Here is a 21,328-nt window from a genome sequence, read left to right on the forward strand (position 1 = left end):
CCCTCACTTAATAAACCGCTTTCATTTCACCCTGACATTCTACCGATCACAGTAGAATGCATTTCACCCTTCTTTATAAAACCACATATTCTGCATTCACAAGCTTTGCAAAATGAACAATTTGATCGACCGTTAAATTGAGAGATACGACTGTATGATGTCCTCCGCCGTGCTTAATCCATGCTTTGACGCCATCTTGAAAGTTCGGTTTGATTTTCCAGAGGACGCGCGCCACCGGTAAATGAGGTGCTGCTTCCTGCGGCTCAAAGGCTTCCACTTCTTGAATCAGCCATTTGAAATGTGTTCCAAAATCAGCAATGGAGACAACAACGCCCTCGCCTGCTTTTCCATCAAACACAAGACGTGCTGGGTCTTCCCGGTTTCCAATGCCTAGCGGAGATACAACAATGACGGGTTTTGTATGTGCAAGCGCTGGATCTACTTCTAGCATATGAGATTGCAGCACTGCTTCCTGACCAGCAGTCATTTCATATGTGTAATCTTCCATAAAACCAGTCGATTGATGATGGCTCATCACCTTTAATAAACGATCCAGTGCGGCGGTTTTCCAATCCCCTTCACCTGCAAAGCCATACCCCTTTGCCATGAGGCGCTGAACAGCTAGACCCGGAAGCTGCTTCATGCCATGTAAATCTTCAAAGTTTGTCGTAAAGGCATTGTAGCCGCCTTCATCTAAGAAACGTTTGATAGCCAATTCATATCGTGCTTGCACTTTTACACTTTGTTCCCATTTTTCTGCCGAATAGCTCCCATAATCCACGTCATATAACGTTAAGTACTCAGCAAACAGAGCATCAACTTCTGCTTCTTTCACAGCATTTACATAGTTCACAAGATCGCCAATTCCAAAGTAATCAACGGTCCAGCCCAGCTGGATCTGTGCTTCAATTTTATCTCCTTCTGTCACCGCAACGTGGCGCATATTGTCACCAAACCGGGCCACTTTGATCTGGAAGCTCTCATGATAGGCAGCCGCAACGTCCATCCAATCAGCGATTTGCTGCTTCACCTCCTGCTTCGACCAATGACCTGCAACGATTTGGTTTTGCTTATTTAAACGTGCATTGATATAGCCGTACTCTCTGTCTCCATGTGCCGATTGATGGAGGTTCATATAGTCCATATCAATCGTGTCCCACGGAATGTTTTCATAGTATTGCGTGACGAGATGCAAAAGAGGCTTTTGCAAAAGAGACGTACCACGTATCCACATTTTTGCTGGAGAAAACGTATGCATCCAAGTCATCACACCGATGACCTCATCACGATAGTTGACCTCTTTCATCAGCTGTGTGATTTGATCCGCACTAACCGCCAGTTCCTGCAGAATAATTGGATAAGGCAGCAAACCGCTCTCATTTAAGGCATCTGTTATCTTTTGCGCATCTGCCTTCACTTGCTTCAGTGCCTCGTCCCCATATAAGTGCTGTGAACCGACGACAAACCAACATTCTTTCTTCTGACTTGTTAACATAGAAATCCCTCTTTTCTTTATCTTGAAGGTTTTTGTCCGTAATACGCATGTGTTCCATGTTTTCTTAAATAATGTTTATCTAAAATCACCTGCGGAAGAGGCTCCGCATATTCGTTCAATTGCTTTGCAAACAGGTTCATTTTCGCTACTTCATCTAAAATGACACTGTTCGTTACCGCACTTTTTGCATCTTTCCCCCACGTAAAGGGACCATGACCTTGCAGCAAAATACCAGGAACCGCCATGACATCTATCTGTCTTTTCTCAAACGTTTCAATGATCAGGTGTCCTGTTTCCACCTCATACCCGCGATTCACCTCTTCTTCTGTGAGAAATCGAGCGCACGGAACAGGTCCGTAAAATGTATCGGCATGTGTTGTGCCCATTGCTGGTAAATCAAGTCCAGCTTGCGCCCATACCGTTGCCCACATCGAATGGCTATGTGAAATGCCGCCAATTTCCTCAAAATGCTTGTAAAGAACAGCATGTGTGGCAGTATCGGAAGAAGGATTGAATTCTCCCTCGACCACTTGACCGTCAAAATCGACCACGACCATGTCTTTTGCTGATAATTTGTCATACGCTATGCCGCTTGGCTTAATGACAAACAGTCCACTGTCACGATCGCACGCACTGACATTGCCCCATGTAAATTTCACAAGTCCGTACTTTGGCAGATCTAGATTCGCTTGAAACACTTCTTCTTTTAACCGCTCTAACATACAGGTGCCGCTCCTTTCTGTGGCGTCAAATGTTCTACTGCCGCTTTTTCTATCGGGAGTCCTTCTTGATAGCGCTTTATAAATTCCTCAAAACCTTTAACATCCAGTGGATCAGGATCAATAAGCTCTTCTAATGTATGGGCAAACACTTGATGCTTGAGAAAATGGCTCAGTGTTTGCTGCTGGTGATTGAGCATATATGAAGCAAGGACCGCCATCCCAAACGCACCGCCTTCTCCCGCCGTTGATACGACGGATACAGGTGTCCCGAGTGCAGCAGCGACCATTTTTTGCCCAACTATCGGTGTTTTAAATAAACCGCCATGTCCTAGTAAGCGATCAATCTTGACTTGTTCATGTGCTTTTAAACGATCCATCCCAATTTTCATTGCGCCAAATGCAGAGAAGAGGTGCGTCCGAATGAAATTAGCAAGGGTAAACCGGCTTTGAGGAGATCTAACAAAAAGAGGTCTTCCTTCTTTTAGTCTCGTAATATTTTCACCAGAATAATAGCCATAGCTTAAAAGCCCGCCCCCATCATGATCTGCTTCTAAAGCTTGATTTAATAGGGTTTCGTACAATCTTTCTGTTTCAACTGGCTGACCCATTGCTTCAAACGCTTCTCTGAATAGATTCATCCAAGCGTTGAGGTCACTTGTACAATTGTTGGCATGAACCATCGCGACTGGCAGGCCATCTGGTGTCGTGACAAGGTCCACTTCTGGGTACACACCTTTTAGATGATGCTCTAACACAATCATGGCAAATACAGATGTCCCAACTGAAATATTCCCAGTTCTCTTTTCCACACTGTTTGTTGCGACCATTCCTGTTCCTGCATCACCCTCTGGCGGGCAAAAAGGGATACCTGGCTGCAACTGTTTGCCTTGGTCTAAAATCGCTGCTCCAGCTGCTGTTAACACACCAGCTTCTTCGCCTGCTAAATAGATGCGCGGCAAAAGATGACGAAGCTTCCACGGATAGCCTTTTTCTGCAATCAATGCTTCAAATTGATGAAGCATCACTTCATTGTAATCCTTCGTTTTTTCATCAATGGGGAACATTCCCGACGCATCGCCAATTCCGATGGCCTGCTTCCCTGTTAAGAGCCAGTGAATGTAGCCGGACAAAGTGGTCACATACTCTAACCGGGACAGATGTTTTTCCTCTCCTAATATCGCTTGATATAAGTGAGCGATGCTCCATCTTTCTGGAATATGAAATTGGAATACATCTGTTAGCTTTTGACTCGCCTCGGTCGTTGTTCCATTCCGCCACGTTCGAAATGGGACGAGGACTTCTCCTGTATGATGACAGGCGACATAGCCATGCATCATCGCAGATATCCCGATGGAGCCAATCGTTTGAATCGTCACCCCATACAATTGTGCAGCCTGTTCTTTCATCTGACGGTACGCCACTTGAAGACCTGTAATGATTTCAATTAAATTGTACGTCCATATTCCTTCTTGAAGAGAACTTTCCCATTCAAATGCACCTTGCGCAATTGGCTGAAACTCTTCATCTATTAAAATTGCTTTAATTCGCGTGGAACCAAATTCAATGCCCAAAGATGTCCGTCCTTCTCTAATGGCTTTGGCCGTCTTTTCACGATTCATTTTGTTCACCTCCAAGATGATAGCGGTTTCAAATATCTTTTTCGTTTGATTCACCTTTACCTGTGCACAAAAATAATATAATATTTGTCCGTACATATGTCAACAATAAATATATTTGTACATACACAATTAGACAAAAACTTTCATATTCTCTAAGGATTAGACGGTAGACACTGCAAGCGCCTGTTTTTGATTGAGCAACCATGTTAAAATATGTCCATACAAGTTCTTCTCAACCCGAGTAGAGGATCAACTGTGAAAGAAGTGAAACGATGAAAAAGAAGTACCAGATCATTATAGATGATATAAAAAGCAAAATACTGACAGGAGATTACCGGATCGGGGAGCGTATTCCAACCGAATCAAGCTTACAAGAGATGTATCAAGTAAGCAGACATACGGTGCGAAAAGCCATCTTGGAATTATCGAGTGAAGGTTTTTTAAGAAGTGAAAAAGGCTCAGGCACATTTGTCACCAATCAATATCAAACAAAACCTGCTGGACATGCTCATATGAAAACGATTGGCGTCATCACCACATACATATCCGATTACATTTTCCCGTCGATCATTCGGGGCATCGAAAGCCGATTAAATGAAGAGAACTATTCTTTGTTACTGGCGAGTACGAATAACGATGTGGAGCAGGAGAAAAAAGCACTTGAAATGATGCTGTCCTTTGGTGTGGACGGATTAATTGTCGAACCGACAAAAAGCAACTTATATAATCCAAACATTTCGTACTACCTATCCTTTAAAGAACAGGATGTACCGCTTATTATGATCAATGCCTACTATGAGCAGTTAGAGGTCCCCTTCCTTTGTTTGGATGATGTAAAGTCCAGCTATTTAGCGACAAAGGAGCTGATCACCTCTGGGCATCAGCACATTGGACTGATTTCAAAAACAGATGATTTACAAGGAAAATATCGAATGAAAGGCTATATTCAGGCACTCGGTGAAGCGAAGCTCAATTTCCTACCAGAGCATGTTCTTTTTTTCGATACAGAATCGAAGCAGTATTTAGGGGATCATATCAAAACCTTTTTACAAGCGCACCAGCATGAGCTGACAGCCCTTGTTTGCTATAACGATGAGGTAGGATTAGAAGTAGCAAATGTATGTAGTGAAATGGGTTTATCTATTCCAGATGATCTTTCCATTATTGGACAGGATAACTCGTATATTGCCCAAAAAAATGCCCATGTGAAACTGACAACGCTGACACATCCTCAAGAGCAAATGGGACGAGATGCGGCAGACTGGATGATTAAAAAAGTACAAGGGAAAAAGAATCTCCCTGATCAAACATTTTATGAGCCTGCACTCGTTCCTGGTGAAACGATTAAAGAGCTGAACACAAGAAAAAAATGAGCCCTGTTCATAGAAGGCTCATTTGGCTTTAGGCTATTGTTCAAGCATATTCATCACATCATAGGCAATTCGATCGGGAGAGTCTTGCGTGATACGATTGCGATAGTTAGACAAGACGACCACTCCTGTTTTTGAATGCGGGCGGAAGCCCATGAAGCTGGAGAAACCAGAAGTTGCACCATTATGGCAAATCAATCCCGTATCATCTATGACCCACCCGAGTCCCATTGACATGTTTTTACCTATCTTCACCTTTGGTTCGTGGGTCATTTTCCATGGAGAAGCGGCGTCTGCACTCATATGTGCAGAGAGAAATGAAAGCAAATCAGTGATCGTCGAACGAATCGCACCAGCCCCTTGATAGTCATGCATCTGAAGCGGAGGAACCTCTTTTCCATTCTCTTTATGACCTAGGATCATCTTCTCTTTGACGTCCTCCTTGATCGTAATAAAGGTGTTCGATAGTTTCAGCTCATACGCGATATATTCAGTCAGCAGATCTTCATATGTTTTGTGAAGAGACCATCCCATGATCAACCCGAGGAGTCCCATCCCTACATTGGAGTAACGAGATGGGTATTCCTTTCGCTCATTCCATTTTTTCGAGTGTAACAGTTTCATTAATTCATCAAGGGAGTATTGACAGTACATATCTCTTCTCACTTTTGGAAGGAACCTTAGTTGTAAATCTCTGAGAAAACGATATGAAGGAATTCCAGACGTATGGGTTGCCAGCTGTTCCAATTGGATGGGGTGATTCTTTTTTATTTCAGGACAATATAGTGAAATGGAATCGTCTAGCTTCATATGCCCTCTTTGAATCATGCTTGCCAATATACTTGTCGTAAAGACTTTTGAAATAGAGCCGATTTCAAAAATGACCCCCTCAGGCTGCACGCGCTGCTGTATGGGGTCATCTCCGAAATGAAAAACGTGTCTTTCTCCTTGATGAATCAGTCCGATCACAAGCAGTGCCTGTTTCTTTTTCTCCGTATAAGAAGAGGCAATTCGCTGTACTTCTTGTTTGAGCATCATCAATGGATCATCATCCTTCCCCTTCATTTTGATCTACAATCAATTGATCAAGCTTTACATAAATGGATGTCAATGTGTTGATCTCTTCGAGGCTTAATTTTGAATAGTATTTTTCAATGATCGCAAGTTCTATCTTTCTCATATTCTCCAAGTACGTCTTTGCCTTTTCAGAAAGTTCAACGTGCAATTCCCGACGATTTTGCGGGTTGATGCTGCGGCGAATCCATTCTTTTTTTTCAAGCGTGTTTAACAACTGGCTCACAGCACTTTGGGTAATGCCTAGTTGCTGAGCAATTTGAATAGGCGAACTTCCCCCTTTTCGCTCTACGAAATCAAGGACAATATGCTGCTTATCAGTTAACTCATCTACAAATAACTCTTCAAACTCTAATCGAAGCTTTTGATGGATGCGTGCTTCAATTTGGTTTAATTCTTGGATCATCGTTGTTTTGGATGTCACTGTCATCACCTTCATAATTAAGATAACTTAAGTATAAAGGTATATTAATTATTAATCAACAAAAATCCCTATCTTTTATCAAAGATAGGGAAAATGCCGATTATAATTCTTCTTTAGCTGAAGGTACTGCACATACGCCATCTGCACATGCTTCTTCAAATGAAGCATCAGCCGCTTTCTCCGTTTGCGCTGCCTCTTCTGTCCAAGCCGTTTCAAGTGCACGAAGGAACGTATCTGCTGGCTGTGCACCAGCAACCGAATATTGATCATTGATCAAGAAAAAAGGCACAGCAGAAATCCCGAGCTGTCTTGCTTCTTTTTCGTCTTCTCGCACATCGTCTGCAAATTCTTGCCCGTCTAGAACCTTTTGCACTTCGTTCTGATCAAGGCCTGCTTTTTCTGCGATATCTAAAAGGGTTTGACGATCACCAACATGCTTTCCATCTGTAAAATACGCTTGAAACAGCTCTCCCATGACGAGATCGCCTTTTCCCATTTTTCCAGCATATTGTGCGAGCTGGTGGGCATCAAAGGTGTTTGTCAAAACGAGTGGATCGAATTGAAAATCGATTCCTTTCTCCTTGCCCGCCTGTTTCACCTGTTCATTCATCGCGATTGCCCGGCTGCGGCTCATGCCATATTTTTTGACAAGCATATCATGCACATCATAATCCACTGCAACAGGTGCATTCGGATCAAGCTCAAAGCTTTTAAACTCTACTTCTACCTGTTCTTTATGAGGGAATTGCTCAAGCGCTGTTTCCAGCTGTTTTTTTCCTATATAACAAAAAGGACAGGCGATATCTGACCAAATTTGCACTTTCATCTTCATCTTCCTTCCGTTGCTTACGTTTTTTCTTTTTAGATGTAACTATTATAGTTACATCTCATCCTTTATGTCAAGTGATCCTTCTTTTTAAGATTCATGTATTTAAAAAACCTTTCCTTCAAAAAAGGAAAGGTTTTCATCACGGCTATTCTAAGTTCGCATGGTGACCGTACATTTTATGGGTGTCGAGCTTTTTCATTTCCATCAATCTCAAGATGACCGCATCGTACATAAGAAGCAAAGTTTGCTCAAATAATGAGCCCATCGGCTGAATCGTATGATGGTTTCCTTCATGTTGATCCTTTGGCGCACCTGACAGTAAGATGACTTCATCCGATAGATCAGCTATAGGTGACTCAGCTGAAAGCGTGAACGACGCCACGCTTCCGCCAATCGCCCTTGCCTTTTTCGCAAGCACAAGTAGCGTCTCTGTTCGTCCAGAACCGCTCCCTACAATCAATAAATCCTCAGATGTAAAAGCAGGCGTATTCGTTTCACCAATCACATAAGCTTCGACACCAATATGCGTGAGTCTCATCGCAAACGATTTCCCCATCAAACCAGACCTGCCAGCCCCTGCGACGAAGACCTTTCGAGCCGCTAAAATGCTTTTGACAAGCTGCTCTGCTTGTTCGTCTTGAATAGCGGGCGAGTGCTCAGAAAGCTCGCTTAGAATCGCTCTCACATAATCACTTATTTTCATGATTGTGCAATCAACTGCTTCATTTGCGCAGCCACTTCTGCTTTATTGTCTTGACCCGCAATGCCGCCGCCGACAATAATCAAATCTGGATTTAATTTGACGACTTCAGGTAACGTATCAAGCTTAATACCACCGGCAATCGCTGTTTTTGCCTGTTTGACGACTTGTTTAATAGTCATAAGGTCAGCAAATGAGTTTTGACCAACCGCTTGCAGGTCATAGCCTGTATGCACGCAAATATAATCTACCCCAAGCTCATCCAGCTCTTTCGCACGGCGGGCGATATCTTTGATACCAATCATATCGACTAAAATTTGTTTCCCTCTTGCTTTTGCTTCTTTCACCGCTCCTTGAATGGACATATCTTCTGCCGCCGCAAGAATGGTGACGATATCTGCTCCAGCTTCAGATGCCTGCTGCACTTCATAACCGGCAGCATCCATAATTTTGAGATCCGCCAGCACACGTAAATTTGGAAACGCCTGTTTGACTTCTTTTACAGCACGAAGTCCTTCGTTGATCACAACAGGTGTCCCAATTTCCACTACATCAATAGACGCTTCTACTTCTTTGATCAGCTCGATCGCTTCTGGTATATTTACTAAATCTAATGCTAATTGTAATTTCATGAACGTTCACTCCCGTTTTTTCATCTCATCTTCAAGAGCTCCGTGAATAGGGCTTCTTGAACGATGAAATGAGTATAACAACAGGATGGAAGCAATCCAAGTACGCACTTTTTTTTTACATACTATACTTTTTCGCATATGGTTACAAAAAAGACACTGTCTTTTCGACCAGTATCTAAACGTACTGACAAATCCTCGCATTCGGTGTCAAGTCTGTGTTGTGATGCCGCTCCAGTACTCGTCCTTCCTAGACTGCAAAGGTTTTCAAGTCACGCTGAAAAGAAAACAAAGAGCTAAAATAAAATGATTTTAGCTCTTTGTCTACATCTATCGTCTTTCTATTTATCATCCTTTAAAAAATTGCTATCGAGATATTGTTTTCCCCAATCATACATCGCCTCTAAAATCGGCATTAAGCTTTCTCCTAGTTCTGTGAGAGAATACTCAACCTTTGGCGGAACGACGGGATAAACCTCCCGATGCACAATGTGATCTTCCTCTAATTCTCTTAGCTGATTGACAAGCATTCTTTGCGTAATCCCAGGCATTAACGACTTTAACTCACCAAACCGTTTTGTCCCTTCTCTGCCAAGGTGCCATAAGATCAGCATTTTCCACTTCCCGCCGATAATATTCAGCGTCAGCTCTTTTTCACAATTGAACACTTTATTTTCCATTCTTGATGACAACAATATACACTCCTTTAATCTCAAACCACTTTATCATATACTGAGGCAAAATGGATTGCCCTAGCATACAGTCTTTGTTATTGATTTTGTTTTTTGACGAAAGCCATAACAGCCTTTGTCATCTCTTGCGCTTCTTTTGGCGCCCTGTCTGATCCAAACCATTTATTTAAATCACTGTGGCTAAGCGAATGAACCCGAAACACAAACTTAGAGCCTTTCTTATGATTGAGTTTTTCTGCAAATCGGTACACTTCAGGATTTTCCCAGCCTGTGACCAAATAAACAGGCGGTACATTCGTTTGATTCATATAAGTGACCGGTGATGCCTTTGTCCAGTTTTCCTCTTGTTTGCCAAAGACTTTTTTGTACGATGGAATGGCTTGTATAAATTGATTGATGTTTAACGGTCCATCTAAAATCACGATAGAATTGATCGTTTTTGGCGACAGCCCCACACGCTTTAAGTAAGTCGAATCTGTTGCAACCAATGCCGTCAAATGACCGCCCGCTGAGTGACCCATGACATTGATTTTTGACGAATCGATTTGATATTCATCTGCATGATCCTTCACCCACTTAATAGCATTCGCCGTATCATCTGCCATCTGCTCATAGTTGGCATCAGGGTGAAGCCTGTAATTCATTGAAACAAACACATACCCTTGACCCGTAAAATAATCAGCCTTTGAAGCGACTCTATTCTTATCGCCGCCCGACCAGCCGCCGCCATGGAGATAGATCATGACTGGATGCTTCTTCTTTTTGTCTTCTTCTTTTCCCTTTGGCATATACATATCGAGTGTTTGCTGTTTGTTTTGTGTGTCTGCATAATGGATGTTTGTCGTCGGCTTAGGCTGGTTGAAACGGAACACAAAGAATGCGCATACCAATAAGCCAGCGATGACTGCCGCAAATAAAAGCCACTTCATCATTCGATTCAATGTCATTGCACCTTTCTATGTTGGGATGGAGAAGCATGATTCGCACATATGTAGAGCGACTAGCCCGATTCATTTGAAACGACTTGTATGACTTGAATCGTTTCACAATAAAAAGAAAAATACTGTTCTTCATAATCTTCGATAAAGTAATTCAAATATTCCCAGCCTCTATCCAAAAGTTGAATGTTCAAAAAAAGAGAGGAATCGTTTGTTAACTCCAAATCTTTGATTTGAACAGAAGAGACGTTGGTAAATTTCAGATGAATGTCTGCTTTATGGGTTGCAGATTCGTATGGGATGTGTAGATGAATACAGTTGATCAAGTCGTAATGTTCATTATACTCTTTAAAGTAGTGAAATTCATTGATTTGCTTTAGATGGTTGATATTGAAATCAGGGATTTGTTTCTGGACTTTTTCATCTAAAAACCATGTCATCGTTTGTCCTCCAAAGTGTAAAGGCTCAGAACCTTTTTATAAAAGTCATTTCATTATTTTCTTAAATTATTAAAATCCCTTTCTATAAGAAAGGGATTTTCAGGCTGTCGAGAAAATCTCGACAGCTTTATTTTTCCCTTAAATTTTCCACCATCCCATTTTATAATAGAGAAAAGCATACTAAAGGAAGGTGTTTTTCTCATGTTCCACACTAGAAATTCTTCTCAGCACGAAGCCGAATTTGTATTGCTAGATCAACTGGTCGAAGAGGATCACCTGCTTCGTAAAATTGATCAATACATTGATTTTTCATTTATCATAGACAAAGTAAAACCATATTATAGTGAGAATAAAGGTCGTCCCTCACTTGATCCACTTATTCTGTTTAAAATGATGTTTATTGGATACCTGTATGGTATCCGTTCTGAAAGGCAACTTGAAAAAGAAATCTACTATAACATGGCGTATAGATGGTTCTTAGGATTAAACATCAATGACCCCGTTCCCCATCACTCGACCATTAGCTGGAATCGTCGTACTCGATTTAAAGATACAACCATTTTTCAAGATATTTTCGATGAAATTGTTCTTCAAGCCATCAATCACGATATGGTTGGAGGGCGCGTTCTTTTTACTGACTCCACTCATCTTAAAGCCAATGCCAATAAACATAAATATACGAGAAAAACGATTGAACAAGATACCCAGAACTATATAAATGAATTAGAAGAAGCGATCCAAGAAGATCGGGTGGCACACGGAAAAAAGCCCTTAAAGGTAAAAGAGGAGGTGAAAACGGAAAAAGACATTCGTCAAAGTACGACTGATCCTGAAAGTGGATATCTTTATCGTGAAAACAAACCGGAAGGCTTTTTCTACCTAGACCACCGTACAACGGATATGAAGTACAATATCATCACAGATGCCCATGTCACGCCTGGTAATGTCCATGATTCCGTTCCGTATCTTGAACGATTGGATCACCAAATCGCACGATTTGGTTTTCAAGTAGACGCAGTTGCCCTTGATTCTGGTTATTTGACCACCCCAATCTGTAAAGGTTTATCTGATCGCCATATTTTTGGTGTCATCGCACATAGACGTTTTCATCCAACAAGAGGATTATTCGAGAAGTGGAAATTCCAGTATGATTCTGAACACGATCAATACATATGCCCGAATGGTGAAAAGCTTTTATATACCACCACTGATCGAAAAGGTTATAGGTTCTACAAATCAGATCCTAAAAAATGTACATCGTGTCCTTTCCTTGAAAACTGCACAAGATCTAAAAATCATCAAAAGGTCATCTCAAGACATGTGTGGGAGGAACATAAAGAAAAGATCAGGCAAAATCGTCTGTCTGCCGCTGGAAAAGAGCTATATAAAAAAAGAAAAGAAAAAATAGAGCGAAGCTTTGCAGATTCAAAACAACTGCATGGGCTTCGCTACTGCCGGTTGAGGGGAAAACAAAATGTGAGTGAGCAAGTGCTTCTCACAGCTGCCTGCCAGAACATGAAGAAGATTGCCACACACCTAGCGAAGCTAGGCTAGGTGTGTGGGAGACCTTTTTCATTAAATCTCTTCCATCATCATGACGATGAAAATAAAAAAGATTGTAGAAAAACATGAGTTTCTCTACAATCTGAAAATCCCTTTCTATAAGAAAGGGATTCAGATCGTTGACAAAAGGCTAAAATGAACTTCATTTTAGCCCTTTGTCTTCGTTTCAGCGTGATAGAAAACCTTTGCAGTCTAGGAAGGACGAGTACTGGCGCGGAACGAATGTCACATTCGTGAGCACCAGCACGAAGGACTGCGGGCGAATGCGAGGGTTTGTCTACACGCTGAATCCCTTTCTATAAGAAAGGGATTTTAATAGATGTTATTCATTCATTAAAAAGTTTGAATCTTAGACTCTTCAATTTTCTTGAAATTGAAGAATTTCTCTTGCTTCTTTATACAATTGATCAATTAATTGTATAATAATTCTTTGTAAGTCTACTTCATTTTCAAATTCTATTAAATATCCTTTTTTACTCATGGGATTATTCGATACACAATCCCAAATATCGAGATGGTCTATACAATAACCTTCATCACCTTCATCACCATCATGAAACTCTTCGCCATTTAAATAATCTACTGAAAAATATATTGATGAATTATAACCTGCTGTAAAACAATCTGATATTTGGATTTCTCTCCCGCTAAATTTTTTGCCATTTCCAAATCTTCCAAATTCAGCATTGATTTTTAAGCCTAAATCGTTAAATTTTTTTTGTTTTTCTTCCACTATATTCAGAGCAATATTTGTAATTTTTTTTTCGATATCAGCTATAAATTCTTTAGTAATAGTGTTTAATTTAACTTTCTTCAAGTTCTTCACCTACTTCTGGCCTTTATTTTTTTCCCATATAATTTCCACCTTTTAGTTCCCTTACTACTCCTTCTCCAACTACTTGTTTTTTTATTATGGCTCCACTTATTTAACTGCCAATGATATCCATGGTCATTATGTGGAGTATGAAACTCAAATGATCTATGCGTATAGCCCGAACCTTTTCTTGTTTTCCATCTAACACCATAATACCCCTTAATTTTACCTACTTTTGTTATTCTACCACCTTTTTTAGACCATTTAGCTAATTTATATCCGGCCTTTAGTACTTTTCCAGCACCACCTAGAGCGGCTCCAGTAACAGCACCTCGTAGCGCTGCTTTTCCAGCACCTTTCCATGAATAACCCTTTTTTCTATTCTTCCACATATAATCGGCAACATCCCAAGCTGCTCCACCAACCGCACCTGCTGCAATCCAGACCCAATGTCCATCCGGATCAATAAATTTCACCGGGTTGTTGTTTCCATAGGTATATCCGTTTTGATCTAGTGCATCTCCATCGCTTCCTGGGTCTGGGTCAAGTGATAGGAATACGCCATTTTTTGGTTCATAGTAGCGGGCGATTAAATAGTAAAGTCCTGTTTCTTCGTCGAAGCGGTAACCAGCATAGCGATATGGGTTTCCTTTTACTTCTTCATCTTCTTTTACCTTTGTTGGAACGCCCCATGTATCGTATTCGTACTCAGCAACGATTTTTCCTGCACTATTTGTGATGGCCATGACATCACCGTGTGCATTGTAGTGATAGAAATATTTGTTACCATTTTGTGTGAATGCAAGGAGTTGTCCACTCTCACCGTATGTGTATGCTTTTGTGACTTCGTTGTCTTCATCTGTTTCGTATAAAACATTCAGGCTGTCGCCGTCATAAAAGTAATTGGTGACCTTTCCATTCACTGTTTTTTGAATTCTATATCCACGCTCATCATATTTGTAAGTGACAAATGGCTTGTCTTCGCCTTTTTTCGTGATGGCCGTTATGTTATCTTCTGCATCCCATTCATAAAGGAATTGTCCGTCAGACGTTCGGTTGCCATTTTTGTCATATGTCAATGTCTCATCATTTACCTTTGTCAGTTGGTTCATGATGTTGAATGATGCATTGAATGTTTTCTTAGTGCCATTTTTTTCAGTCGTGACTGTTTTTCTATTTCCAAACCCATCATATGTGTACTCAATGACCGTGCCATCTGGATGAGTTTCTTTGATCAATTGATCTAATTTTCCATATTCATAACGAATCTTCCCGCTACTTCCTTGATCAACCGTTATTCTGTTTCCATTTTGATCATATTCGTAAACTTCGTTTAAGATTGTCGTGCCTTGGCTTGTTCCAATGTGCAAATCATTAATTAAATTGCGCTCATCATAAGCAAAACTAGCACCACTACCGTTACCTGTAATAAAGGATTGAACATTTCCATTTTCATCATAATCAAACGAATACGTAGAACTCGAATCCTTCATCTGTGTCATTTGATCAAGCTTATTGTAACTGAATTGGTTCGTTCCTTTTTGATTTCCGTGTGTCCACTCAAAGGATTTCAGTTTATCTGAATTGGTTGGATACGTCCAAGTTTGGCTGCTGCCTCGCTCCGTTAATTTTGTAATACGGTTTTGTTGGTCAAACGTTCGATTTTTGGTTGTATTTTGTTCTTTGTTGACAACCGTTGTTTCGTTTCCGTTTTTATCATAGCTAAAGTTATATTTTTCTGTTCCATTGTATGATTTTGATTTCACTCGGTCTGTTCCATCATACGTGAGAGACACTTCATGTCCATTAGCAGAAATCGTTTTGATTAAGTTGCTATTCGCATCATATTCACTTTTTAACACATTTCCTAAAGGATCAATGGTTTTCGTCAATTTGCCCATTAGGTCGTATTCAAATTGATACGTCTGATCTGAATCAGCACGAATGGTTTTCGACCGTTCATTGCCCTCTTTATCGTAGGTTCTCACAATGGATGTCCCGTTAGATAAAGTGATTTTCTTCAGCTGGTCTGCCTGGTCGTATTCGAATGTTGTTTTTTCGCCTTTCGCATCTGTTTCTGAAAGCTTTTTGCCCGTTTCGTCGTAGGCAGATTGAGATGAGTAACCAAGCTCATCCTCTTCTTTAAGAGCATAGTTCCCTTTCTCGTCGTAAGTAGTTTTCGTTAAAAGACTACCTTCTACTAGACGGATATCATCAAACCAAACCGTTCCAGTCGCGCTTTTATGGAAAACAATTTGAACATCGACTTTTTTCAATGGTTTTGTTTTTGGTATGACAACCGCCGCTCGGTTCCACTCCTGTGTACCGGTTGGGAATTTCGCATTAAACGTTCCTGTTGTGCCGTCTGTATACGTGACGGACGCTTGAAGTGAGTAATCATTTTCATTTGAGGCTTTTACATCTTCAGACTTAGACATCCCAGTCAAGGTGACATACACAGATTGATCATTCGCACTTTGTTCAATCGGGACAGATTGTTTATAGATGACATTCGCTTGAGATGAAGATGTTCTGGTCATTTTTAACGAAACGTCATCGTTAAAGCCTTCTTCATTATCTAATGAACCACCTGACCCACTCCAGCTTGTTGTTTTATCCGTAAAGGAATTATTTTTGACTGGATTATAACTTGATGAAACTTCGCCTTTTTCTAACTGAATTTCATCGAACCAGGCTTTTCCTTTTCCAGCCTTATCTCGATGATCCACTTCCATATAGATCACAGCTTTACCTGCATGAGATGGCGTCGTAAACGTGACTTGGCGTTTAGTCCAATCGTTTTTGCCTGATAATGTGCTGTAGCCGTTGCTGATCCATTGAATTCGTTTGTTGTTTGTATCTCTTAAATCAATGTTAAAAAATGCTCTTGCTTTCGTTAGCTCTGTCTTGATTTTTCCACTCAGTGTATACGTCGTATTTGGCTCTAGTGTCACTTCTTGAGTAGCAGAAGAATAGCCAAGTTCAGTTCCTTCAGTTGTCGATTGTGAACTGATCTCTAACACTCGACTGCCAGACAAAGCACCACTTTTTCCAGCTGTTTGCGCTAATTTCCCATCATCCTTAGATGCTGTAAGCTTCCAGCCAGTTAGCGTATCTTCAAAACTGCCATTTTTTAATATACTCGCACCTGCAGCAAGTTCTTTACTCGTTTGTACCAAATTCCCGTACGAATCATAAATACTTGCTGAAGACATATTTCCACTTTGATCCGTTTCAGATACAGCATCTAATCCATCATAGGCGATATCTGTAATATCTCCTTCTGTATCTTTTACTTTAGTGACATCGTTGTTTTTGTTATACTCGTAGGTTTCTGTTCCGTAAGCATCTTTCGCTTGAATGACGTTGCCATTTTTGTCATACGAATAGCTTTCTGTAGCTTTTCCTTTTTCTACATCATTGGGATCAGTTTCTTCTACGATTTGGTTGCCTTCATATTTCGTTTTAGTAGTAATTTTAAGCCCTTCCGCATCATCTACAACTTGAATCGGGTTGGCTGCTTCGTTATACGTATACTTTATTTTCCGGCCGTTTGGCTGCGTCAGCATGAGTGTCTTTTTAGACATATCATATGCATACTCAAAGGTTTCTTTTTTTGCATTGATCGCTTTGACTAAACGGTGATTTTCATATTGGTATTCTGTAAAAACAGGCTGATCTTCTGTGCTGTTTTGAGAGAATTGTTTAATCAATTTTCCTTCTTTGTCATATTCATATGAGATACTCGTTCCATCAGAATCAATGACTTTTATTAGGAAGCCTGCATCATACTCATATGAAAGCTTTTTTCCTTTTGGTCCTTGGACCGAGATGATATGACCATCTTCATCATATTCCATTGTTATTTTTCGGCCAGATGCATCTTCCATTGATGTGAGCTGATTGTTTTCGTTATATTTGTATGTCGTTGTATTTTTATGTCCATCTACAACCTTGGTGATTTTCCCACCGTTTTTACTAAAGTGCGCAAAGGTTTGATCCTTCGTTTTTAACATGTATTCATCTTTTGATTCCGTTAATTCAAGGAAAATACCTGTTGGTGGTTGATACGTACCATCTGCTTTTTTTGTAAAAACATGAGTTGTGGCATCCTCATCAAGATAGATGGCACCTTCTTTTGTTGGCGTGATACTAGTTTCTACATCTGCGTACCACCCTTGACCAAACAGATGGTCAGCTACATCTAAACTGTTGTACGTGCGACCAATTCCAAGCCCCGGTCCTCTTCCATCAATCGACATTTCTTCTTCACTGACAATCACATTACCAGTTGCACCATTCAGCTGGCCGTCTGGTATATCAATAATCGACCAGTAATCCTCTATTCCAAGGAATTCGGCACCTTCATGGAATGTCGGGTTAAAGGCTGATGTCGGAATGGTTTCTCCATTTGCATCGTAGGCGGAAAGGGTAAAGGAGTAGTTCTTGCGTCCTTTATAATTTCCATTCGCATTTTCATAAACTGGTGATGGGTCTAGCGCTAATTCCCCGCCTTTACCATCTGTATGAAGCACATATTTCCCACTTTTAACTTCAGTAGGAGTCGGCCAAATATTCTTATTTTGTGTTGTCCAATGATCGGCATCACCCACATCAAATGATTGATATGCCTTACCATTATAGATGTTAATTTTATATCCTTTTGCATTTTTTACTTTGTCCCAATGTAAATTGATATAACCTGTTTGGCTCTCTTTCGTATTCGTATAAGCATATCCAGATAAAGCTTTCGGTCTAGATAGATCAGGTAAAGTTGGTCCAGATGGCGGTGAAGCAATAGCTTCTCCATCTTTATTGTAGGCGATCACTCTGAAGGAATAATGTTTTTGAGCCGCATCTCCTCCAGCATTTTTGTAAGTCGCACCAGGATGAATTGGAAGCTCTGCCCCTTTTCCATCTTGGAGGTGCAATGCATATTTACCTGCTTTGATCTCAGCAGCTGTTGGCCATACTTTTTTTCCTTTTGTTGACCATGATGTTTGATTACCGAGATCCAATGTCTCATAGCTTTTCCCATTAAACATTTGTATTTTATAACCGGTCGCACCGGAAACTGAATTCCAAGAAAGATCAAAGTAACCTGTTGCGTTATTATTATTGAATCCTTTTGTACTAGGTGCTTTCGCTCTAGCCACATTCGGCACGACAGGTTTTACTTTTGCTGACATTGCGCCTTCACCTTGGTCAAAAATCGCACTTACAGCTACCCAATAATTTTTGCTTGTCGCATAATTACCACCTGAGTTTTTGTAAACCGGGGAAGGATCAACTGCTAATTCTGTCCCCCCTTTTCCATCTAAATGAAGTTTATATTTCTTAGCTGCAATCTCGCTTGCTGTCGGCCAAATATTCTTTCCTTTTGTACTCCATGATGCCACATTCCCAACTGAAATGGCTTCATATTCTTTTCCGTTGTATAGCCACACTTTGTAACCTTTTGCGCCAGACACCTTTTTCCAACTTAAGTTTAAGTAACCTGTCCCATTTCCATTACTAAAACCTTTTACAGTTGGTGCATTTGCTTGTGGAATGGTATACGTGACTTCAATGACTGGTTTTTTGGTTGAGTTTGTTGATGAGATTATTTTTTTCCAATGGTCTTGTCCATTTCCATTAGCATGTAATTTAAAGCCGTAGTTAGCTGTTCCGCTATTCCAAGCTTTGATGGTCGATGTCACATCATAACTCGCCCATTGTCCTTTATATACGTTGGCCTTACCGATGTTTTTAGAACTTGGTTTATTGTTCCATGTTAGCTTTGTATGATCATAGTTGGCATTCACTGTATCAAGCCAAAGACCAGTTGCTTTCGTCCCGTAATATGAATGAGCAACATACATTTTGAGCGTCGCTTTTGTTACATTCATATTTTGAATCGGTTTGAATGAATTAAACTTCATGAACGCGTAGTTTGTACCAGTTGTTTTATCATAATAGCCGGTTTTCAGGACATAACTTTTCAGATTAGCATCCCATTTTTGCGTAGATGTTGAATAGTTTGTTGTTGGGTATGCACTCATAATGAATGTGTCTGATGAAACAGATAAAGAAGTCGATGGATCGATAGACACAGGATAAACTCGTTCAGGATCCTTGAGCCATTTCTCATCAGCAGTTACACGAAGTAAATAGCCATCATCTTCTTTTTGCAATTCAAAGCTCACATCTTCTGATCGAGCCACTTCGCCTGACTTTTCATCTAGATTTGAATCGGTCATAAACGGTTTTGGAACTTGAAAAATGGTCTGTTTTTTCTGATCAAAAAATCTAATAGAACCATCTTCCTCAATTTCTCCAGTTAGATCTGTCTTTATTTTAAATGTAAAAGAATTGTAGCCATCATATCGTTTGAGTACAATATCTTCTTTGATATTTTCATTAAAAGTAAATGATCGCAAATCAATATGTGGAAATACCTCTTCGTATGTAAGTTCGTTGGTGTTCTCTTTAAATTGTGCAGAGGTATCTTTGGAACGAATTTCTGATTTGTTTGTTCCTGAAGCTTTTAAAATTGAAAATTCAATTTGATGCTTCTTGTGTTCGAATGTAGCATAGAGCCCTTGCTTCATTTGTTTTTGAAAGGTTGAATCTAACCTTGCATTTTCCGTTTCTATTTCTTTTTTCGAAGTTGTTTTTAACTCTGGAGAGATGTCCTCCCACTCAGCATCTGGTGACTCTTTTATATGAATGGGATCAGGATATACTTCTTGCGTAAATACTCCCTCTCCTTCATAGAAAAGTTTGCTGTTTGCTGTTCTTTCCGAAAGAACTTCTCCGTCTTTTCCAATTTCAGCTTCATCAATCCCTGCTATTTCAAGGGTTTTTGAATCGTCTGTTTCTGGCATGCTGTTATGACTTGATTTTGTATTTTCTACATGTTCTTCTGCAAAAATGTCAGAAGGTAACATTGATATAAGCATCACAAAGGCTAGAAGCGCTGCAATATTTCTTTTCCAATTTACTTTTCTTTTTAGATTCATATTAATCTCCTTATCATATATTTGTAATATTTGTAACAATACGTCATATATCATAATATATTTAAGATAACGTTTCAATATTTTTCTAAAAATATATCATTCTTTCAAACTAACCCAAGTATCATCTTTTTATCAATATATCCCCAAATTCACTCATAAAAAAAGCATCCTAAACGGATGCTTCTACCAAATGATATTTTTTCAAAATACGATAAGTGATTTCTTTTGCTTCTAGTCCGGTGCCTTCTATATTTGTGGCGAAGATGTAGGTTTTGTTTTCATGTTTGATGAAGCCTACGTACCAGCCGATTCCTGATCCGGAGCCTGTTTTCCCGTATAGCGTGGCGTGTTTCTCTTCTTCTTGTATCATCATTCGCTTGACGGTTCTCATAACAGATAGGTCAAATGGGAGACTTTCTTCATATAGCTGTTTAAGGAAATGGACTTGTTCTATTGGAGAAATGCGCAGCGTACTGCTTAGCCAAAATTGATCGATTCCACCAGATATGTCTTGATTCCCATAATGAATGGCTTTCATCCAATGGCTCATGCGTTCTTCCCCGATATCACGCGCCATGGCTTGATAATACCAGACGACTGAATCTCTCATGCCAGAGCCCAGTGTATGGTCCTTATTCCAGTTATCAATCTCTCTTTTTACTCCGTCCCAATATTTGATGTCGTATTCATCTTTAACTGCGCCAGTTTGAAGTCCGATTAAGGCATTTGCTATTTTAAACGTTGATTGTGGTGCAAAGCGCTTGTTCGCTCTTTTTTTGTTATACACCCATGGTGATTTTTCTTTTACTTCTTGAATCACAAATGTGCCTTCCCGATCTTTCATGAATTCATCGACGGACCATTTTGGAGATGTTCCTTCGCTTGATGAAGGTTGGCCGATAAAAAGTGCCATCAGCATAATAGTGGAAAATAGCCATTTTATATGCTTCTTCAAAAAAACCGCTCCTTTTCCCATGATTTGTATCGATTTTAGCATGTTGAGCGATAAGACATAAGG

The 21,328-nt window shown here is 40.2% G+C and carries 16 protein-coding genes; 2 read left to right on the top strand and 14 right to left on the bottom strand.

Annotated elements, in window-relative coordinates; genetic code table 11:
* Positions 1–73: 73 nt before the first annotated feature.
* From araA to NST57_RS12690, 3 genes are read right to left on the bottom strand one after another with little or no spacing between them, the layout of a single operon-like run.
* The gene (gene araA, locus NST57_RS12680) at positions 74–1,495 is read right to left on the bottom strand and encodes an L-arabinose isomerase (protein WP_341298635.1); all 1,422 of its coding nucleotides are present in this window, start codon (positions 1,493–1,495) and stop codon (positions 74–76) included.
* A gap of 17 nt (positions 1,496–1,512) precedes the next feature.
* Positions 1,513–2,217: an L-ribulose-5-phosphate 4-epimerase gene (locus NST57_RS12685; protein WP_007501382.1), complete on the bottom strand. Its 705-nt coding sequence runs from the start codon at positions 2,215–2,217 to the stop codon at positions 1,513–1,515.
* Entirely contained in the window at positions 2,211–3,836 is a 1,626-nt protein-coding gene (locus NST57_RS12690; protein WP_142155548.1) for an FGGY-family carbohydrate kinase, read from the bottom strand. Before NST57_RS12690 ends, NST57_RS12685 begins: the two co-directional genes overlap by 7 nt.
* A 272-nt stretch (positions 3,837–4,108) precedes the next feature.
* On the opposite strand from NST57_RS12690, the gene NST57_RS12695 reads away from it, so the two are divergent.
* Positions 4,109–5,209 (top strand): GntR family transcriptional regulator, encoded by a 1,101-nt coding sequence (locus NST57_RS12695; protein ID WP_341298636.1) that lies wholly within the window; start codon positions 4,109–4,111, stop codon positions 5,207–5,209.
* A gap of 33 nt (positions 5,210–5,242) precedes the next feature.
* Here the strand turns inward: NST57_RS12695 and NST57_RS12700 are convergent, their stop codons facing one another.
* From NST57_RS12700 to NST57_RS12735, 8 genes are all read right to left on the bottom strand, one after another.
* Complete coding sequence (locus tag NST57_RS12700) at positions 5,243–6,244, bottom strand: serine hydrolase domain-containing protein (RefSeq protein ID WP_341299225.1); 1,002 nt, start codon at positions 6,242–6,244, stop codon at positions 5,243–5,245.
* Between the two features lie 10 nt (positions 6,245–6,254).
* Positions 6,255–6,710 carry a MarR family winged helix-turn-helix transcriptional regulator gene (locus NST57_RS12705; protein ID WP_341298637.1) on the bottom strand — a complete coding sequence of 152 codons (456 nt, stop codon included), beginning with the start codon at positions 6,708–6,710 and terminating at the stop codon, positions 6,255–6,257.
* A gap of 94 nt (positions 6,711–6,804) precedes the next feature.
* Positions 6,805–7,530: a DsbA family protein gene (locus tag NST57_RS12710; protein ID WP_142155552.1), complete on the bottom strand. Its 726-nt coding sequence runs from the start codon at positions 7,528–7,530 to the stop codon at positions 6,805–6,807.
* Between the two features lie 148 nt (positions 7,531–7,678).
* Entirely contained in the window at positions 7,679–8,236 is a 558-nt protein-coding gene (hxlB, locus tag NST57_RS12715; protein ID WP_341298638.1) for a 6-phospho-3-hexuloisomerase, read from the bottom strand.
* Entirely contained in the window at positions 8,233–8,865 is a 633-nt protein-coding gene (gene hxlA, locus NST57_RS12720) for a 3-hexulose-6-phosphate synthase (protein ID WP_341298639.1), read from the bottom strand. The genes hxlB and hxlA overlap by 4 nt, the downstream gene beginning before the upstream one ends.
* A gap of 338 nt (positions 8,866–9,203) precedes the next feature.
* Entirely contained in the window at positions 9,204–9,542 is a 339-nt protein-coding gene (locus NST57_RS12725; protein ID WP_034646559.1) for a winged helix-turn-helix transcriptional regulator, read from the bottom strand.
* 89 nt (positions 9,543–9,631) lie between these two features.
* A complete protein-coding gene (locus NST57_RS12730; RefSeq protein ID WP_341298640.1) occupies positions 9,632–10,501 on the bottom strand; it encodes an alpha/beta hydrolase in 870 nt (289 codons plus the stop codon).
* Positions 10,502–10,554: 53 nt separating this feature from the next.
* Positions 10,555–10,932: a hypothetical protein gene (locus NST57_RS12735; protein ID WP_142155555.1), complete on the bottom strand. Its 378-nt coding sequence runs from the start codon at positions 10,930–10,932 to the stop codon at positions 10,555–10,557.
* A 201-nt stretch (positions 10,933–11,133) separates the two neighbouring features.
* Here NST57_RS12735 and NST57_RS12740 point away from each other — a divergent pair, with 201 nt between their 5' ends.
* Positions 11,134–12,486, top strand: a complete 1,353-nt coding sequence (locus NST57_RS12740; protein ID WP_142154584.1) for an IS1182 family transposase — start codon at positions 11,134–11,136, stop codon at positions 12,484–12,486.
* Positions 12,487–12,853: 367 nt separating this feature from the next.
* Here the strand turns inward: NST57_RS12740 and NST57_RS12745 are convergent, their stop codons facing one another.
* The 3 genes from NST57_RS12745 to blaBPU all read right to left on the bottom strand — a co-directional run bounded on the left by NST57_RS12745 (position 12,854) and on the right by blaBPU (position 21,265).
* Positions 12,854–13,321 (bottom strand): hypothetical protein, encoded by a 468-nt coding sequence (locus NST57_RS12745; protein ID WP_377837312.1) that lies wholly within the window; start codon positions 13,319–13,321, stop codon positions 12,854–12,856.
* Complete coding sequence (locus NST57_RS12750) at positions 13,318–20,310, bottom strand: DNRLRE domain-containing protein (protein WP_341298641.1); 6,993 nt, start codon at positions 20,308–20,310, stop codon at positions 13,318–13,320. The genes NST57_RS12745 and NST57_RS12750 overlap by 4 nt, the downstream gene beginning before the upstream one ends.
* A 169-nt stretch (positions 20,311–20,479) precedes the next feature.
* Positions 20,480–21,265: a BPU family class D beta-lactamase gene (gene blaBPU, locus NST57_RS12755; protein ID WP_445818794.1), complete on the bottom strand. Its 786-nt coding sequence runs from the start codon at positions 21,263–21,265 to the stop codon at positions 20,480–20,482.
* Positions 21,266–21,328 lie beyond the last annotated feature (63 nt).

Source organism: Bacillus sp. FSL M8-0077 (genome assembly GCF_038050255.1).
Lineage (GTDB): Bacteria > Bacillota > Bacilli > Bacillales > Bacillaceae > Bacillus > Bacillus altitudinis.